The 18,078-nt window shown below is 44.4% G+C and carries 15 protein-coding genes; 6 read left to right on the top strand and 9 right to left on the bottom strand.

The features are described from left to right. The first annotated feature begins 29 nt into the window (after positions 1-29). Genes ACTJIX_RS13560 through ACTJIX_RS13575 form a run of 4 tightly spaced genes read left to right on the top strand, consistent with a single transcriptional unit; the run spans position 30 to position 3,600 of the window. A complete protein-coding gene (locus tag ACTJIX_RS13560) occupies positions 30-854 on the top strand; it encodes an acetyl-CoA carboxylase carboxyltransferase subunit alpha (protein WP_004812992.1) in 825 nt (274 codons plus the stop codon). Beyond that, on the top strand, positions 791-2,164 hold the full coding sequence (gene tilS / locus ACTJIX_RS13565) for a tRNA lysidine(34) synthetase TilS (RefSeq protein WP_081399006.1): 1,374 nt from the start codon (positions 791-793) through the stop codon (positions 2,162-2,164). Before ACTJIX_RS13560 ends, tilS begins: the two co-directional genes overlap by 64 nt. Before the next feature lie 2 nt (positions 2,165-2,166). Then, entirely contained in the window at positions 2,167-2,997 is an 831-nt protein-coding gene (gene proC, locus ACTJIX_RS13570) for a pyrroline-5-carboxylate reductase (RefSeq protein ID WP_004889878.1), read from the top strand. A gap of 33 nt (positions 2,998-3,030) precedes the next feature. Then, on the top strand, positions 3,031-3,600 hold the full coding sequence (locus ACTJIX_RS13575; RefSeq protein WP_004889875.1) for a YggT family protein: 570 nt from the start codon (positions 3,031-3,033) through the stop codon (positions 3,598-3,600). 287 nt (positions 3,601-3,887) lie between these two features. On the opposite strand, the gene polA is transcribed toward ACTJIX_RS13575, so the two are convergent. Further along, positions 3,888-6,644: a DNA polymerase I gene (gene polA / locus ACTJIX_RS13580; RefSeq protein WP_440611528.1), complete on the bottom strand. Its 2,757-nt coding sequence runs from the start codon at positions 6,642-6,644 to the stop codon at positions 3,888-3,890. 161 nt (positions 6,645-6,805) lie between these two features. Here polA and ACTJIX_RS13585 point away from each other — a divergent pair, with 161 nt between their 5' ends. Continuing rightward, positions 6,806-9,508, top strand: coding sequence for a DUF2339 domain-containing protein (locus ACTJIX_RS13585; RefSeq protein ID WP_440611529.1), 2,703 nt, complete (start codon positions 6,806-6,808; stop codon positions 9,506-9,508). Positions 9,509-9,644: 136 nt separating this feature from the next. Here the strand turns inward: ACTJIX_RS13585 and ACTJIX_RS13590 are convergent, their stop codons facing one another. Beyond that, entirely contained in the window at positions 9,645-10,568 is a 924-nt protein-coding gene (locus tag ACTJIX_RS13590; protein ID WP_004812984.1) for a mechanosensitive ion channel family protein, read from the bottom strand. 9 nt (positions 10,569-10,577) lie between these two features. Then, positions 10,578-11,399: a hypothetical protein gene (locus tag ACTJIX_RS13595; protein ID WP_004812982.1), complete on the bottom strand. Its 822-nt coding sequence runs from the start codon at positions 11,397-11,399 to the stop codon at positions 10,578-10,580. Between the two features lie 103 nt (positions 11,400-11,502). On the opposite strand from ACTJIX_RS13595, the gene gspE reads away from it, so the two are divergent. Beyond that, on the top strand, positions 11,503-12,996 hold the full coding sequence (gene gspE / locus ACTJIX_RS13600) for a type II secretion system ATPase GspE (protein ID WP_440611530.1): 1,494 nt from the start codon (positions 11,503-11,505) through the stop codon (positions 12,994-12,996). Positions 12,997-13,042: 46 nt separating this feature from the next. Here gspE and ACTJIX_RS13605 read toward each other — a convergent pair whose 3' ends face one another. The 6 genes from ACTJIX_RS13605 to ACTJIX_RS13630 form a co-directional block, all read right to left on the bottom strand. After that, on the bottom strand, positions 13,043-13,372 hold the full coding sequence (locus ACTJIX_RS13605; protein ID WP_440611531.1) for a DUF4951 domain-containing protein: 330 nt from the start codon (positions 13,370-13,372) through the stop codon (positions 13,043-13,045). 255 nt (positions 13,373-13,627) lie between these two features. Continuing rightward, on the bottom strand, positions 13,628-14,053 hold the full coding sequence (locus ACTJIX_RS13610; RefSeq protein WP_076753114.1) for an organic hydroperoxide resistance protein: 426 nt from the start codon (positions 14,051-14,053) through the stop codon (positions 13,628-13,630). 102 nt (positions 14,054-14,155) lie between these two features. After that, on the bottom strand, positions 14,156-14,980 hold the full coding sequence (locus ACTJIX_RS13615; protein WP_348903238.1) for a carbon-nitrogen hydrolase family protein: 825 nt from the start codon (positions 14,978-14,980) through the stop codon (positions 14,156-14,158). A 24-nt stretch (positions 14,981-15,004) separates the two neighbouring features. After that, positions 15,005-15,523 (bottom strand): anti-anti-sigma factor GigB, encoded by a 519-nt coding sequence (gigB, locus tag ACTJIX_RS13620; RefSeq protein WP_004812973.1) that lies wholly within the window; start codon positions 15,521-15,523, stop codon positions 15,005-15,007. A gap of 112 nt (positions 15,524-15,635) precedes the next feature. Then, complete coding sequence (gene gigA, locus ACTJIX_RS13625; RefSeq protein ID WP_348903241.1) at positions 15,636-16,604, bottom strand: RsbU family protein phosphatase GigA; 969 nt, start codon at positions 16,602-16,604, stop codon at positions 15,636-15,638. A 102-nt stretch (positions 16,605-16,706) separates the two neighbouring features. Then, positions 16,707-17,594, bottom strand: coding sequence for an MlaA family lipoprotein (locus ACTJIX_RS13630; RefSeq protein ID WP_348903243.1), 888 nt, complete (start codon positions 17,592-17,594; stop codon positions 16,707-16,709). Positions 17,595-18,078: the final 484 nt, after the last annotated feature.

Consider the following 18,078-nt stretch of genomic DNA (forward strand, 5'->3'; position numbering starts at 1 on the left):
ACCTTTATAGGGATGAAAACGGTTAACCTATGAAAAATAAAGCGACTCCATCAAAAGCATGGAAGACCGTGCAAATTGCACGTCATCCTGAACGTCCACAATTCCTGGACTACGTGGGTGAAATATTCACTGAATTTGATGCTTTACATGGTGACCGTCTCTATGGTGATGATGGTGCAATGATTGGTGGTCTGGCGCGTTTTGACGGTCAGCCTGTGATGATTGTTGGCCAGCACCGTGGCCGTAGTACCCGTGAAAAATTACAGCATAACTTCGGGATGGCGAATCCTGAAGGTTACCGTAAGGCACAACGCCTGCTCGATATGGCAGAGCGTTTTAATCTGCCTGTATTTACCTTTATTGACACGATGGGCGCTTATCCAGGCGTAGGCGCAGAAGAGCGTGGTCAGGCTGAAGCGATTGCTACAAGTCTGGCACAGTTGTCTAACCTGAAAGTACCTGTGATTGCGACTGTACTGGGTGAAGGTGGTTCTGGTGGTGCACTGGGGATTGGGGTGGCAGACCGTGTGGTGATGCTATCTCATAGTATCTATTCTGTGATTTCACCAGAAGGCTGTGCCTCGATCCTGTGGAAAACTGCGGACAAAGCTGAACAAGCCAGTGAAGCACTGGCACTGACTGCGGAAAAATTGCAGCATATGGGTATTGTGGAATATGTAGTAGATGAAGGTGAAGGCGCTCATTTAAATCCTGATCAGGTAATGCAAGACCTGAAAGCAGTACTGAAAGAAGCGCTGAATGAACTGCAACCGATGGAAGCCGAGGCACGATGCGAAGCACGTTACCAGCGTTTAATGAAGTTTGGCAGCGACAATTTAGGTCTGGTTTCTTAAAACAGCTGCAGGACTTTCCTGCAGAAACAAAATTTCTCATCGGATGCAGTGGCGGCGTGGATTCCATGCTGTTACTGCATCTGATGTTTTTTTTGTGCCCGGAAAAAATCCGTGCGATTTATGTCGATCATCAGCTGCAAAGTGGTAGCGCTGAATGGGGCAGATTTGTTCAGCATGAATGCCAAAAGCTGAGTATCCCCTGTATTGTCCAGCCAGTTATTGTGGCACAAGGTAATCTGGAAAATCAGGCCCGGGAAGCACGTTATCAGGCCTATCTGAAGCATCTACAGCCCAATGAAATTCTAGTTCTTGCGCATCATCAGCAGGACCAGGCAGAAACACTGATGCTGCGTTTACTATCTGGGGCCGGAGTCGATGGTCTGTCTGCCATGAAGCGGGTAGATATACGAGAAGATTTAACCATCTGGCGTCCACTTTTGGATATTTCTCGTGAGCAGATTTGCCAATGGGCCGCTGACCTGAATATTCAGAATATTGAAGATCCGAGCAATCAGAATAATGATTATGATCGTGCCTGGGCACGTCAGATTTTGTGGCCGCTATTAAGTGAGCGCTTCCCAAAAATGCAGGCAGCTTTAGCCCGAACCACGGATCTGATGCAGGATGCTCAGGAAATCTTGCAGGATGTGTTGCGACAAGATACAGACGTTTGTATCCAAGATAATATTTTAGACTTATCTAAATTTTCTGAACTGTCTTTAGCACGCCAGCGCCAGCTGCTATCTAACTGGATGAAAGGGGGAGGACAGTATCGGCCTACACTGGATATGGTACAGCGCTTGCAACGTGAAGTCATTCATGTACGTGCAGATGCCCAGGCGGCTTTGCATTGGCAAGGTTTTTATTATGTGCGTTATCAGCAGCTGGTCTATAAGCTCAGTAAAGAAATTTATCTGGCAGGTCAACAGCCATTTTCTGGCGAACAGCAGATGATTTTCAGACTTCAGGATCGTATTGATTTGCCTTCAGGACAGTTTCAGATTCAGTCTGCGGCAATCGGTTTATCATTGGATTTATTGAATCAGCACTTGAAACTGACACAGCGCCAAGGTGGCGAAAAGATTCATTTATGTGGACGTGTCGGTTCTTGGCCACTGAAAAAAGCCATTCAGGATGCGCAAATATTTCCATGGATGCGGCATACAATTCAAATATTAAGCATAGATGATGTTATGCTAGGCGTGTTTACGCCCAAAGGATTTTGGTTGGCTGAATCTGCCTATTGTGAGGTGGAGGGGTGGCAGCCAATTTCAGTCTCTTCAATTTCAGAACACAAAGACGAGCATTAAAAATGAGTGCAGCTTTAAATTGTAATATCAGTTTCATTGGTGGTGGTAACATGGCTCAAGCCTTAATTGGTGGCTTGATTGCACGTGGTTTGCCGGCAACCCGTATTACAGTTTCTGATCCAGTCGAAAAAGTGCGTCTACTGCTTGCTGAAAAAGAAGTGAATGTTACTGATGATAATATTGCTGCAATCAAACATGCCGATATTGTGGTATTTGCGGTGAAGCCACAGGTGCTAGCGGATGTGCTTAAACCGCTGCAAGGTTTGTTGGACGGTAAATTGGTTATTTCCATTGTAGCAGGTGCTGAAATTGCGACTTTGTCTAGCTTACTTGGTACCGATCGTATTGTTCGTGTGATGCCAAATACACCAGCATTAGTACAGACTGGCGCGCATGGTTTATTCGCCAATGCAGACATGAGTACAGCAGACCGTGAGCTGGCGAGTCAGGTTTTAGCTTCAACTGGCCTGACAATTTGGGTAAACTCTGAAGCGCAAATTGATGCTGTAACGGCGGTTTCTGGCTCAGGTCCGGCTTATTTCTTCTATATGATGGAAAGCATGATCCGTGCAGGTGTGAACCTGGGGCTAGATGAGAAAGTTGCAACTGCATTGACCTTGCAAACTGCATTAGGTGCAGCGCAAATGGCAATTACCAGTGCAAATACACCAGCTGAATTACGTAAAAATGTGACTTCACCGAATGGCACGACTCAGGCTGCACTAGAAGTCTTTGATCAGGCCCAGATTTCTCAAAACATTCAGGCAGCTCTGGCTGCTGCTGCAAAACGCAGTCAGGAGCTCGCTCAAGAGCTTAGCGACAGCAGTAAGTAAATTTTCAAATTTAATATTTAGGAACCTTCAGGTATGGGTGCAAATTCTGCGCTAATTTTTGGCATTATCATTAACGTCGCAATTTTGCTCGTATTCTTCCGCTTTTTAATGCAGTTGGCTTCGGTGAGTCCTTACAATCCGGTGGTACTTTCAACTGTAAAGGCCACCAAGATTGTAGATGTGTTTAGTCGTATTCTGCCAACTCTGGCGAAGGGTCGGGTAAATACTGCCGCGCTGGCATTATTGGTGGTGCTGTATTTGCTGAAAATTTTTGGCATGATGTATCTTTCTGGTGGTATGCCAAATGGTCCAATTCATCTGTTAATACTGACTTTTGTGACCATGATTCAGGACCTGATCCGTTTCTGTCGTTATCTGATTTTCGCGACCATTATCTTGAGTTGGGTGGTGATGTTTACTCAATCCCGTTCACCTTATATTGAAGTGGTTCAGGAACTGGCAGAGCCATTATTGGCACCATTCCGTCGTATCATGCCGAATATCGGGATGATCGACCTGTCTCCAATTCTGGCGATTCTGGCACTGATGGTGGTTGATCTGATCATGCGTGAAGTGGCCATGGTGTTGTTGACTGGTTTCTAAGATTTAAGAATATAAAAAAGGACGCCTAAGCGTCCTTTTTTTATTTGTTATGAATTTCAAAAGAGGTTTTACCTTTCCATACTCTCTCCTGAGAGGAGAAGCAACTTCCTACAAATTCATCTCTGAGAAGTAATAGTATTCTTTATCTTAAAAAAAGAAGAAGGAATTAATAAGATTATTCATAGTAATTAAAATTAGGTGTAATTCCCTCTCCCTTGGGGAGAGGGCTGGGGGGAGGGCTAATATAAATCTCCTGAAACTCCTCTGAAAGAGGGGTTCAAAGCACGTTAGTGCGCCTCATCCCAATTCTTGCCTTTGCCTACTTCTACCAGTAAAGGTACAGAGATCTGCACTACAGACTGCATTACTTCAGCCAGCTTAGATGCCAGTTCGTCAGCAATCGCTTCATCAACTTCAAATACCAATTCATCGTGGACTTGCAGCAGCATTTTGGCCTGGTCTTTTGGCAACATCTTGTCGACTTCAATCATCGCCATCTTGATGATATCGGCAGCTGAACCTTGCAGTGGGGCATTGATTGCAGCACGTTCAGCAGCTTTACGTATCATCATATTGCGCGCTTCAATATCCGGAGTATACAAACGGCGGCCAAGAATGGTTTCCACGAAGCCCTGTTCCAGCGCAACCTGACGGGTACGCTGCATATATTCATAAATACCCGGATAACGTTGGAAATATTGCTTGATGTATTCCTGTGATTCCTGGCGGGTGAAACCAAGCTGACGAGTCAAGCCAAACTCGGACATCCCGTAAAGCAGACCGAAGTTTACTGCTTTGGCTTGGCGACGTTGATCATTGGTCACATCTTCCAGGGCAATACCGAGGACTTCTGCCGCGGTACGACGATGGACGTCCTGACCGTGAATAAAAGCATCCACCAGTGCATCATCCTGAGACAAATGTGCCATCAGACGTAATTCAATTTGGGAATAATCGGCTGCAAGTAAAATACGACCCTCTGGCGCGACGAAGGCTTTACGGATCTGACGGCCAATTTCTTCACGAATTGGAATATTCTGCAGGTTTGGGTCGGTTGAGGATAAACGACCGGTTGCAGTTAGTGCCTGATGATAGCTGGTATGTACACGATGAGTATTATTATTGGCCTGTTTACAGAGCCCATCAGTATAAGTACTTTTCAGCTTGGACAGACCACGGTAGTTCAGAATTAGCTCGGCAATTGGATGCTCAAGCTTTTCCAGAATGCTTTCGCTGGTGCTGTACTGACCTGTTGTGGTTTTCTTGCCACCTTTTAGCCCCAGCTTATCAAACAGGATTTCACCAACCTGTTTCGGTGAGCTGACATTAAAGGATTCACCCGCCATTTCTTCAATCTGCTGTTCCAGATTTTTCATGGTCTCCGCAAAGTCACAGCCCAACTGATCCAGGAAAGCCAGATCTAGCTGAATGCCATTTTCTTCCATGCTGGTCAATACACGTGCAACCGGCATTTCAATATTTAGCAGAATGTTGAGCAGCTCTGGATGCACTTTCAGTTTTTCATGCAGCACTTCATACAGACGATAAGTGACATGGGCGTCTTCTGCGGCATAGTGTGCTGCAGTTTCGATCTCAATCTGATTAAAGGTTTTCTGTTTCGCACCTTTACCGGCAATCTGTTCAAAGGTTGTGGTCAGGTGGCTTAAATAAAGACGTGCTACGTCATCCATGCCGTGACGGGTTGCCACTGAGTTCAGCACATAAGACGCCAGCATGGTATCGAAGTACCAGCCTGCCAGCTGGATTCCATGATTTTCTAGGACATGTGCATCATATTTCAGGTGATGGCCAATTTTCTGAATATTGTCGTCTTCCAGAATGGGTTTGATTTGCGCAAGGATGGTTTCACGATTTAACTGTTCAGGCGCATTCTCATAGTCATGTGCCAGCGGTACGTAATAGGCATCCTCTGCATCAAAAGCCACTGAGAAGCCCACGATTTGAGCAATACGATAATCCAGACTAGTCGTTTCAGTATCAAAAGCAAAACGTTTGGCAGTATTTAAACGATTAAATAAAGCATCCCAATCTGCCTGATTCAGCACGGTGTGATAAGTCGCCTGTCCCAGTTGATCATCGCTGCTGGTCAATGACGCATGATCTTCTTCTATTGGCGCTACAGGTTTGGTTGTAATCGACTGAGCTGCCTGCTTGTAATTGCTATTGTTTGGATTGTTTGGATGATCCAGAGATTGCAGTTGGTTACGGAATTCAAGCTCGGTATAGAGTTCGCGTAGTTTGGCAACATTTGGCTCAGCAAGTTTTAAATCATCATAACCAAAGCTCAAATCCAAATCGATCACAATACTGGCCAGCTGATGATCCAGCGTAATGCCTTCAACATTGTCTTTGATATTTTGTCCGACTTTGCCTTTGATCTTGTCGACATTTTCCAGAATGCCACCAATTGAGCCATATTCATTCAATAATTTGGCTGCGGTTTTGGCACCGACGCCAGGTACGCCCATAATACCGTCTGAGGCATCGCCCATGAGGGTCAGGTAATCGATAATCTGATTTGGCCAGACCCCAAACTTTTCAAATACACCATTTACATCGAGTGGCTTTTCTTTAAAGCTGTCTTCCAGGGTTACTTTTTCGGTCACCAGCTGGGCCATATCTTTATCGCCCGTAGAGATCAGTACTTGATGACCCATGGCTTCAGCACGTTTTGCCAGTGTGCCGATAATATCATCGGCTTCTGCGCCTGGCAGGGCATGTAGTGGAATTCCTAAGGCTTTGATTAATGCGTGCAGGTAGGGAATTTGCTCGGCAAGCTCGCTCGGCATGCTTGGGCGGTCACCCTTGTAGATGGGTGACAGTTCATGACGAAAAGTGGGTTCAGGGGTATCGAAAATCACCGCCATATGTGTAGGCTGGACACGGCGCATCAGTTTTTGAATGGCAGAAATTGCACCACGAATTGCATTGGTATGTAAACCGGTTGACGTGGTTAACGGTGGCAGCGCGTGAAAGGCACGAAATAAAAAGTAAGAGCCATCGACCAAGACAAATGGTGGCATGTATTCAATTCCTTATTCAAATAATAGCGTTATTGTACGTGATTTTTAGCGTGCCCGCTGAGCAAGTCTGTGGCAACAGCTTAGCGAATAATGACCGAAGATGAAATAACCGGCAGCGGCATGTTGTATGATGGAGTGGTATGGGACTGGAAAATATAAGAATGACAACAGGGCAAAATGAATTACGCATGATGTGGCTGATCAGCCTGGTGATTGTAGGCTTGAGTGCCTGGTATCTGGATTACGAGATTGTCAGCTATTTATGTGGGCTCGGTTTTCTGATGAGTGTAATGCAGTATGTCAATGCAGTGCAGCAGCCACTTGAAGAGATCACTGCTGAACATCAGTTGTCTATTTCTGGTTATTCCAAGGTTCCATTATATATTTCTTCCCTGATTGCCATTGTGGGAGGTGTCATCGACCTGAAATGGTTGATGGGGCTGGGCGTCACGGCCTGGATTTTCTTCCTGTTTCGATGGTTGCAACGAATAGAGCTGTCATTGCGTCAGTTGCAGCATCGTATTCACTCGGCGCCAAGTCAGGACACTCTAAATTCTCAGCCAGTTCCACTGCAAGCCTTTCAGCAGCCAACTCAAATCGATCATGCTTCACCGGGTTTAATCGATCAGATCCAGCGCTGGATTTTTCAAGGCAATCCGGTGCTTAAAGCTGCAATCGGGATTCTGGTTGTCGGAATTATCCTGTTACTACGTTTTGCAACGGAGCATTGGCAAATCAGTCTGGCAATGAAATTGGGGCTGATTGCTTTGGCAAGTATGGCTGTTGCTGGGCTGGGCTATTGGTTGATCGAGAAAAACCGCAGTTTTGCGCTGGCACTTGAGGGTCTGGGATTAAGTGCGCTGTTTCTGACCTTATTCTTTGCCTATTACAATCTGGTCATTCCTGGTCTGTTGATGGCATCAGTGCTATTTGTGCTGATTATGGCCATGACGCTATATCTCAGTTTTAAGCAGAATAGTTTTGAATTGACGGTGATGGCGCTGTTAATTGCTTATATTGCACCATTTACTTTGCCTGTACGGGATGCCACAGCTGTAGAGCTGATTGCTTATTATCTGGTCATTAATATCGGAGTAGCAACGCTGACCAGCTTAAAACCCTGGAAGACGCTGAATCAGATTGCCTTTCTGGTCACTGCGATTGTTGGGGGAATCTATGCGCTGATTCATGGCTACACTTCTGAACGCTATAGCATGACTGGCCTGATTCTGGCGCATAGTGCCGTGTTTATCTGGCTGGGATTTCGTTTTAGTCAGTTACTCGCTAAAGATGACCTGAGCAGGTTCCAGCTCAAGCCGATTCTGGACATTGCCCTGATTTTTGCCGCGCCAATTACAGCCTATATTTTCCTGTATCTGATTCATTTTAATGAACGTACATGGCAGGCAGGACTGAGCCTGATTTACGCCGCAGTATTCGCAGTTTGCTGGTTAGGATCGCGGCGTAGTCATACCCTGAATATCATTGCCAATAGCTATCTCAGTCTGATGCTGATTTTTATTGCCCTGATTCCACCAATTTTGCTGGAAAGTGAATGGAGCGTAGTGGGCTGGGCCGTAGAAGGCGTATTAATTTATTTCTGGGCTTTGGAAAAGAATCTCAAAGTTGGGCAATATTTGAGTATGGGCTTACTGATCATGGCTGGGCTGAGCAGTCTGTATTATCTGGTTGAGTTGAATCCAACACCGCGACACATTTTCTGGATACTAAGTGGCTGTTATCTGGCTGTAGTCTTGATTAGCCAGTTCAAAGAGCGTTATATCCAGCAACTAGATGGGCTGAGTACTGGTTTCTTAAGCTTACTCAGTTTCTCAGCCAGCCTGATGCTGTTTGCCTTATTGGAAGATGAGTTCAGTTCGCCAGATGCCCATATTTATAGTCTGGCTACAGTTGCACTGATTTTTGCTGTTATTAATGAAATTATCTTCAGAAAAAATCAGGACTGGAGCTGGCTGGTGCCAAAATGGTGTGGCTTAACGCTATTGGTTTTTGCTGGTGTGGTTCTGGCAATTGATCAAAGTGAAAATGGTGTACTGATTTGGGAGAGTCCATTTGCCCGGAGTATCTTTGGATTATCCACCTTATTGTTAGCCTGGCAATGGCTGCGACCAGCCTCAGGCTTGTTGCTTTCAAAAGAATGGGTGAGTTTGGGAGCTCTAGTGAGTCTGACTCTGGCAAGCCTATGTCTGATTCCAAGTATGCCCTATATCAGTATGGTGATTTTGCCATTAGGTCTGTGTTTCTGGTCTTATAAACAATCTGCGGATTCTGCTTGGCCGATGCTGTGGCAAGGCAACAGTACCTTGATTCTGATGGCAGCCTGGTTGTTGTGTTCACAGCTGCTCAGTCAGCAGGCCTTTAAGTTCTATTTGCTTCCTATTTTAAATCCTTTTGATCTGGTGAGTATTGCCATGTTGGTCAGCTTCATCTGGATGCTGCTGCAACAAATTAGGGCAGGGCGAGATAAAGGAATGATGGCAGTACTCATGGTACTGAGTTTACTTTGGCTATCCAGCTATATTGTATTGCGTGCTTTGCATATGTATTTAGGAACGCCGTTGAACAGTTTGGAAGTGTGGAGTAATGCCACAGTCCAGTTGAGCTTGACCATTCTATGGGTGCTATTGGCTTTTGCAACGATGTGGATTGCGGCATTGAAAGCCCTGAAACCGATGTGGATTCTGGGTGGTAGTATTCTGGTGATTGTAACCTTAAAACTGGTGCTGTTTGATCTGTCTCATATCGGGACCTTAACTCGAGTATTGTCCTTCTTACTGGCAGGTGGAGTGATGTTGTTGATTGCTTATATTGCACCAATGCCGGATGGGGAGAAGAGAGGTTGAATCTAAATTAACTACATTTGAGCGTTAATTTAATCTCCTAAACCCTGCAAGCTTTAAGCGATGTGCAAGGAAAAGAGCGGCTTTTTATGACAATTCCTCCCTTTTTAAAGGGAGGTTAGCAGGGATTTAAAAAAAGTTATTTTAAATCCGGCTCCCTCTTCAATTCCTTCTCATTGGCATATTGATCAACATCTTCATTTTCCAGCGGACGCGCAAGTGGATGATCTACAAAGCCCATTTTCGGTACAGGAATCTCAATATGATTTTCCAGGAAACCATTACGAATGCGTTCCTGCATTTCATCACGAACTTTTAAAAAGTTTTCACCTTGGCACCAGACTGCAAACAGTAATTCAATGGATGATTCCCGGAAAGCAGTTACTGTCACAGCTGGTTTCGGATCGGCAAGCACCATTGGATATTTGTTTGCTACATCTAGCAGCACTTCACGAACCTTGATAATGTCTTCATGGAAATTAATCGCCAATGTGATCGGAATTCGCCGGATCGGAAATTTGGACAGGTTGTGTACCGGGGCACGGATCAGTTGCTCATTCGGCAACCGGACATAGATGTTATCCTGGGTTAATAATTTGACTGAGAGCAGGTCAATCGAAATGACTTCACCTTCAATGGTATGCCCACGAATCAGGGTAATCTGAATGGTATCACCAACTTCAAAAGAACCTTCACCAATCAGGAACATACCGCTGATCAGGTTAGATGCTGAGGTCTGAGATGCGAAACCCAGTGCAACTGTCAAAATACCTGCTGCACCTAAGAAGACACTGAGCTTAAAGCCAGCTTCCTTTAAGCTGGCCATGACAAACAGCAGGAAAATGAAGTAGAAAATACCGCGACGCCAGACCATTTGCTGATGGGCATTAAAGCGTAGACCAATCGTCCGGATAAAGGCATTCGAGAAAAAACGTGCAATTAAAAAACCAATAAAACACAGTACGATTGCGACAGCAATTTCTGTCAGCCGATCAGTATTGATACTGGTAAATACGCCTTTCAGGCTATTGGTGACTTCAGCAGAAATACTTGAGTTTGCCATTAGCCGTCCTTAAAAGAATGAATCAAACATATTGAACAGGTTGCCTGCAGGGTCACGTGGTGGATGTAGATAGTCCACTTCACCGGCATGTGGTGGGGTACGGTTTTCAATCCGAATTCGAGGTGGGCGATCCAGACCTTCATGCAGGACTTTAATTTGCGAGGTCCAAAGACGTCCCGTACTGGCACTGAAAAACAGTGGTAGGGCGGGCACGGGTACATTCATACGGTCAAAGCGCAGTTGCTGATTACTGGTATTGTGGAATTCAATTGGAGTTACAGCGCGAAATGCACGCGGCGTCAGCTGTTTTAGCTCAGTACGACCATCGACTGCTGTGGCATAACAAATTTCCCCAGAACGATGATTCGGGCCAAACCAGGTATCTTTGGGTAGAATTACCGGAACATCAAAAATTGGATCTCGCTGTCCATCGACAAAGCCGGCAATCCACAGTGGCGTACTGATATATAGGGTTCCGCGTTGCCCGGCAGGAATATAAATGGGATCGACGGGTTTGATCACTACAGAACGATCTGCCAGACGAGGCATGAGTCGCAGTTTACTTTTGGTGGACTTGAACATATAGCGTTCAATTTTCACTGGCTGGGGAAAGGCAAAATGGGGATCTTCGATTTGGTGCCATTTCTGCTCATAGTCAAACTGTACCACAGGGCGGTAATACTCCAGACGCCATTCCTGCAAGCCACGTGTCAGACGGAACAGCAGCGAACCAAATTGCCAGGCTTTGGACTCATTTATTTCAAAATTCTGTTCCCCCCACCAATGAATAGAGGGCTGAGCAGAGGAAAAATCAACTTGATCGTGTGGCAATGCGGCTGTCCTTTCGTACTAAATCTTTCTAAACATACTTCACGCTGTCATGTGCTTAGAGTACACTCAATTTAAATTTTTTCACTATTATTATAATTCTACGATGCAAGTACTGAAACAATTACAAATCCCTTATAGTTTTGCCAAACGCCATGGGGTGTTGTTGCGTTATGAAGGGGATCAGGTCTTTATCGTCCGTCGTGATAATACCTCGATGCTTGCATTGCAGGAAGCACGCCGTTTTTTGGGCCATCCTGCCCAGTATCAGCTCTGCAATGATCACGAATTTAGCCAATTACTCAGTAGCAGTTTCGCTGGAGACAGTGGCGAATCACAACAAGTCGCAGCTGGTCTGGAAGACCATCCAGATTTGCTTAGTCTGGCCGATTCTGTCCCTGAAGCTGAAGATTTAATGGATCAGGAAGATGATGCGCCGATTGTCCGCCTGATCAATGCCTTACTTTCAGAAGCAATCCGTGTGGGTGCTTCCGATATTCATATTGAATCCTTTGAGAAGAAACTTTCAGTCCGCTTGCGGGTTGATGGTCAGTTACGCGAAATTGTACAGCCACGCCGTGAACTGGCACCGCTGTTAGTCTCGCGGATTAAAGTCATGGCCAAGCTGGATATTGCGGAAAAGCGTATTCCCCAAGACGGTCGTATTTCGTTGCGCCTAGCAGGGCGTGAAGTCGATGTCCGTGTTTCTACCTTGCCATCTTCGTATGGTGAGCGCGTGGTAATGCGTCTATTGGACAAACAGGCCGGTCGCCTGAACATGACCCATTTGGGTCTAATGAATAATGATTACGATCGCCTCAAGACTTTGGTACATCGTCCACATGGGATTATTCTAGTCACTGGCCCAACTGGTTCGGGTAAAACGACGACACTGTATGCAGCACTTTCCGATCTGAATGATGGTTCCAAGAATATCCTGACCGCGGAAGATCCGGTCGAGTATCAATTGGAAGGTATTGGGCAGACGCAGGTAAATACCAAAGTGGATATGACCTTTGCCCGTGCTTTAAAAGCGATGCTGCGTCAGGATCCCGATGTCGTCATGGTGGGTGAGATTCGTGACCTGGAGACAGCAGAAATAGCAGTACAGGCTTCTTTAACAGGTCACCTGGTTTTATCAACCCTGCATACCAATACTGCAATTGGTGCAGTAACCCGTCTTAAAGATATGGGGATTGAACCTTTCTTATTATCCAGTTCGCTGATTGGGGTGGTTGCTCAGCGTTTGGTACGTACTCTCTGTTCACATTGTGCGACCTGGCATGTAGCGGATGAATTTGAACAAGGTCTATTTGCCCATGTCCATAATGGGACACAATTAGAATTACCACAGCCAAAAGGTTGTGAACGCTGCTCACATACAGGCTTTACTGGTCGAACTGCGATCTATGAAATTGTCCCGGTGGATGAGCATATGCGCCGTCTGATTCATGGTAATGCACCAGAATACGAGTTAGAAAGTTACGCACGTCAACAATCTGGTTCTATTCGTGATGATGGCTTACGTAAAGTGCTGGCAGGTAAGACGACGGTGGAAGAAGTACTGCGTGTCACCAACGAAGCAGCAGAACTAGCTTAATGATAGAACTGTTAAAAAGTAGCCAGTTGGACTGCTTTTTAATAAATTACCACAAGTCGATAATTTTCTTCATGAGTTGGGCACGCAATGGAGCGGTTGGATTGCCGGCATTGCGTTGAGTCTCATTTTTATAAAAATTTTGCCAGGTTTTCGCTATTTCTACAGTTAAACCCACCTGTTTCATCTTTTCAACATCAGCTTTACTAACATGTTTTAAACGTGTTTCTGCATCTTGAGGGCCTGTGCCCCAGCCAATTACATCTTGCCCAAACTCAGGCAGGCTCATGTTATGCGGTGTAGGAGGAATAGCAAGTCGATCAATATCTGGATTCACCAAGGATTTGACTTGAGGGCGAATTTTTTCAGAAACTTGCACATCTGCAAGAGAGGAGATAGGGATACTTAAAAACAGTGTGATGAGGAGAAGAGGCTTTTACATCAAAATAAACTCAATAATAAATGCGAATAAGAATCATTATATATAACTATCTGTCTAATTGTTATCTTTTTGAAATAGGAAGATGAAAACAGTATTTAAAAAGCTGAAGACCCGCCAACTAAGAATTGAATTTTTATACTGGATCAAGGCTATCCTGAAAACAGATTTTTCAGGATAGCTGTCTACTGGATCTTAAGTAATCACATTTAGCGTGACATCAATATTATTACGGGTGGCATTAGAATATGGGCAGACAATGTGCGCAGCATCCACCAGCTTTTGAGCTTCGTCCTGATCCATACCTTCCAGATGAACATTTAGGGTAACTTCAATACCAAAGCCAGTTGGGATCGGACCAATCCCTACCTCACCTTCAATATAAGCCTCTTTACTCATATTCAGTTTGTCTCGATTAGCCACAAATTTCATCGCCCCTAAAAAGCAGGCTGAATAGCCAGCAGCAAAGAGCTGTTCAGGATTGGTACCACCGCCTGAACCACCCATTTCCTTTGGTACTGCGAGTTGTATATCCAGCAGTTGATCATCCGTAGTAACCCGACCATCGCGGCCACCTGTTGCTTTGGCATGGGCGGTATAGACAGTTTTTTCTAATGACATGATATGAATCCCTGTTATTTTTTCATGGAGTTTCTATGCTCGATGATTTTTAAACAGGAATAAGCAGGGATTTTGTTATTTTATGCAGGAAAATCGCAAACTTTAAAACTGGATCAATTTTCGATGTTGCATCAATGGCATGGACTCACGGACTTTATGCTGTTCATTTAAATCAAAATCTACCGTGATCAGCTGAGCACCTTCCGCATGTACCATATCCAGTACCTGACCGCGGCTATTGGTGGCTGCAGTATGTCCCCAAGTCTGACGTTTTTCTCCATGCCAGCCCTGTTGTGCAGCGCCAAGCACAGCACACTGAGTATCCATGGCACGTGCTTGTAGAAGTAACTGCCAATGCATTTGACCTGTGGTATAGGTAAAAGCAGAAGGGGCAGTCAGAATATTGGCGCCTTGTTGACGTAAAGTCAGTGCCAATTCAGGGAAACGCAGGTCATAACACACCATCAAGCCAATATTGCCAAATGGGGTTTTCGCAACCAAGACCTCTGTACCTGGTTCAAAGAATTTGGACTCCTGATAGCCACCGACAGCATCACCCACTTGCACATCGAATAAATGAATCTTGTCATAACGTGCTTCAGTACGTTCCGGGCTAATGCACAGGCTTACCGTACGGACACGACCATCTTCAATGACTGAACCATTCGGGCGATACGGACAAGGCAGGGTGCCAGCAATAATCCAGATCTGATATTGATGTGCCAGTTTTTCGAGACGTTGCTGAATGTTTTCAAACTGAGCTGCAGTTTCGCGTTGTTTTCCGGCAGCAAAGCAGACAAAATTTTCAGGAAAGACGATCAGTTCAGCACCAGCGGCTTTACTCTGCTGAATCAAGGATTCTATCGTTCTGAAATTGTCTTCAATTTCATTCTGAGAATTCATTTGTACAACAGAGAGTAAAGTCATCGTTTCCTTCCTGGAAAATTAAGATTAAATATTGGGTTCGGACACCTTATCGAGATTGTCCTGTTCTTTTTGCAGCTGTTTAACCAAAGGTTCGAACATATTTTTGTTGCTTTCATTGAGTTTCATCAATGTCTTATGCGCATCCAGGACCGTAGTGAGCATATTACGATGCGTTACATGCTCTTCGATCAGGGCACGGGTGCAGACATGCGAATCTCCACAATAGTTCAGGATCACAAATACCTGTCCCAGACCCATACTATTGGCCAGGGTTGTAATATCTGAATTGGTAGAGAGCATGACAGCCTGGATATGATGCACTTGTTTCAGTTTCAAACCCAGTTTTGCAAGAACGCCGAGTACAGTACTGTCAATAAAACTGGTTTCAGTTAAATCAACGATCGCACCAACGACATTATCTTGCTGTTCAATTTTGTTCAGTAACTTGTCTAGACTTATGCAAGATTGTGCACGCACTTCGCCAATAAGCTTAAAAATATGCGTTCCGTTCAAACTTGCATATTCAACATGACCTGTTGACATATAAATGCCATTTGCAGAGAAGGATATTAAATTATCCCATAGGGTAGTTTGATACTCAAGTAGCTGAAGGTCTGAGTTAATTTAAGTATCTATTAAAGCAATAATTATATTACTAATTCATACGTATGAAGCTAAGGAAGGCAATATCGTCTGCCACATGCTCCGGCGCTTGAAAAGATTGATTTTGCAAGTGATAGACCAGCTGTGCAAACTGTTCATTCAAACCGCCATCAAAGGGTTCCAGGGCACCATCCGAACATAAAATGAATCGGGCATGACGTTTCAGGACGAATTCCTGTTCATCTACTTCCAGGTCTTCGGTCAGCCCGAGTGGAAAACTACTGGTCGATAAAATTTTGGGTGCCTGATTGGGTTCAAAAATAATAGGCGGTGGATAATGCCCGGCACTGGACCAGCGCACCACATGAGTTTCAAGGTTTAAAACCCCAGCAATCATGGTGATATGTTTTTCAATATTTTCCTGAACCAGCATGCCATTCAGCTTTTTGATCAGTTCACGTGGCGATTTGGAACGGCCATGAAAAGCCGCCATCCATGATGTAAGTAAACTACTGGTGACACCATGTCCAGACACATCAGCCAGATAGAACATCACTTCTTTGTCGCTAATTTTCCAGTAATCGTACCAATCACCAGAAAGATAAGCGGAAGGCTGAAAATATGTTTCTACCTGATAGTTCAAAAGCTCAATCGGGTTGGGAAGTAATCTTTGTTGTAACTCTGCTGCGGAAGGTAAGTCGCGACTATCCTGGTTTCTTTTATATTGCGCATCAATTTTTTGTAAAGCGAGGAGAGGCTGAGCTGGAAGTTTGTTCCAGATCCACCCGGCAAGAGCACCTTGCTCCCAGGCTTGAGATAGTTCAGCTCCTTCATTTTCCAAAGCCAGGACAATGGTAGGAAAATTCCATTGGTATTTCAGATAATCATGCACATCGGAAATTGCAAGAATAGTCTGATCATACAACTCATGATCTTCAAGACCAATCATCTGCACATCTGGAAGTGTGTCAAGGACTTGATCAAGATAAGGAACATCACGAGTCGGCTGAATAAAATACATAAGGAAATGAACTAATCCCAAATTTGTTTATTAGATGTACTATAACAAGCTATTGATTACCGGCGAATCTTTTTCACCGATAATCTTGCTGAAATTATTTACTTAAAAGGTTGGTTCTGTCGAATCGCTCTGATTTTCATCAAACTCATCTTCAAATTCATCATCTATATCAGTGAATAGACTCTCAGATTCCATGCCTTTCTTTTCAGCAATTGCATAACTGGTACGTTGCAGATAAATGTCACGAATCTGTGCATAACGATCACCAGTCAATACCCCTTCGACGTCCAGTATTTCAGAACGAGTGTCGATAACACGCAAAGACTGGTCACTCCAGTAAAGTCCGTCATTATCATCAAGAATATATTTTTGCGGACGAGCCTGGCTATCTACAGCGCTACCAATTACCCCGCGGACAGAGCTTGGACCTAAAAGTGGCAGCATGATATAAGGGCCAGAAGGCACTCCATAATAACCTAAAGTAATTCCCAGCCTTTCATCTTCATGACTCAAGCCCAGGCGACGGGCAGGATCTGCCAAACCTAGAGTCGTTAGAGTATTAATGGTAAAGCGGCCTAGGGACTTGGCAGCCCGTGCAGGACGACCTTGAATTAACTGGTTGACTACATTCCAGGGTTCACCCAGGTTATTGCGGAACTGAGTATAGCTGCCGCGAACATCTTTCGGAACCTTTTCCACATATTGTACGGCTACAGGTCGTAACACGTTGCGGTCAATCACATCGTTAAATTGATAGATCTTTCTATTTAGTGGCTGAAAGGGATCTTTAACTTCTTCAGCCTGTGCTGCTCTGGCATCGACCTTCAATTGTGTCTGTAATTGTTGCGCCTTATTGGAAATTTTTGTTCTAAGGGGCGTTTTTTCAGGCTCATTTTCTAGATTTTCCACATCGGTAGTCACCTCAGCAAAAACCTGTGCGGTTGAGGCTAAAGAAAATAAACATAGAGTTAAGTAAATAGAACGATGCATAAGGTAACCTGAGGCCTTTTCCGGGTAAGTAGCACTACTTATTAATATGAAAATAATAAACGTTATATTCAGGAATAAACATCATTTAAGCAAATTTGTATAAAAAATGAAGGAAAACACACGAAAAGATTAAAAAACACACATGTGGAGAGATTTTTTTTAAAAAGGTGTTGCAAGGCATCTGAAATGCTGTAGAATGCACATCCATCGGCGGTGATGAAGATTAAAACTTCTGATAAAACAGCAACTTAGTTAAGATTGGTTGAGTTAGGTTTTATTTGATAAGTTTAAAAATAATCTGATTTACTGGTTGACTTTCTAGAGATAGAGAGTAATATAGCCGACCTAGCTTGATGCTGACGAAGCATTGAGAAGATCATTAAGAGATTATGAAGAACAACTTGTGTGGATTTTTACTGGTTGATTGATCGAAATTATTTTCATTGATTGATGGTAGAAATTACTCGAAGTTTATTTGAGAAAT

The sequence above is a fragment of the Acinetobacter sp. 22323 genome (assembly GCF_052044895.1).
In the GTDB taxonomy this organism is placed as follows: Bacteria; Pseudomonadota; Gammaproteobacteria; order Pseudomonadales; family Moraxellaceae; genus Acinetobacter; species Acinetobacter schindleri.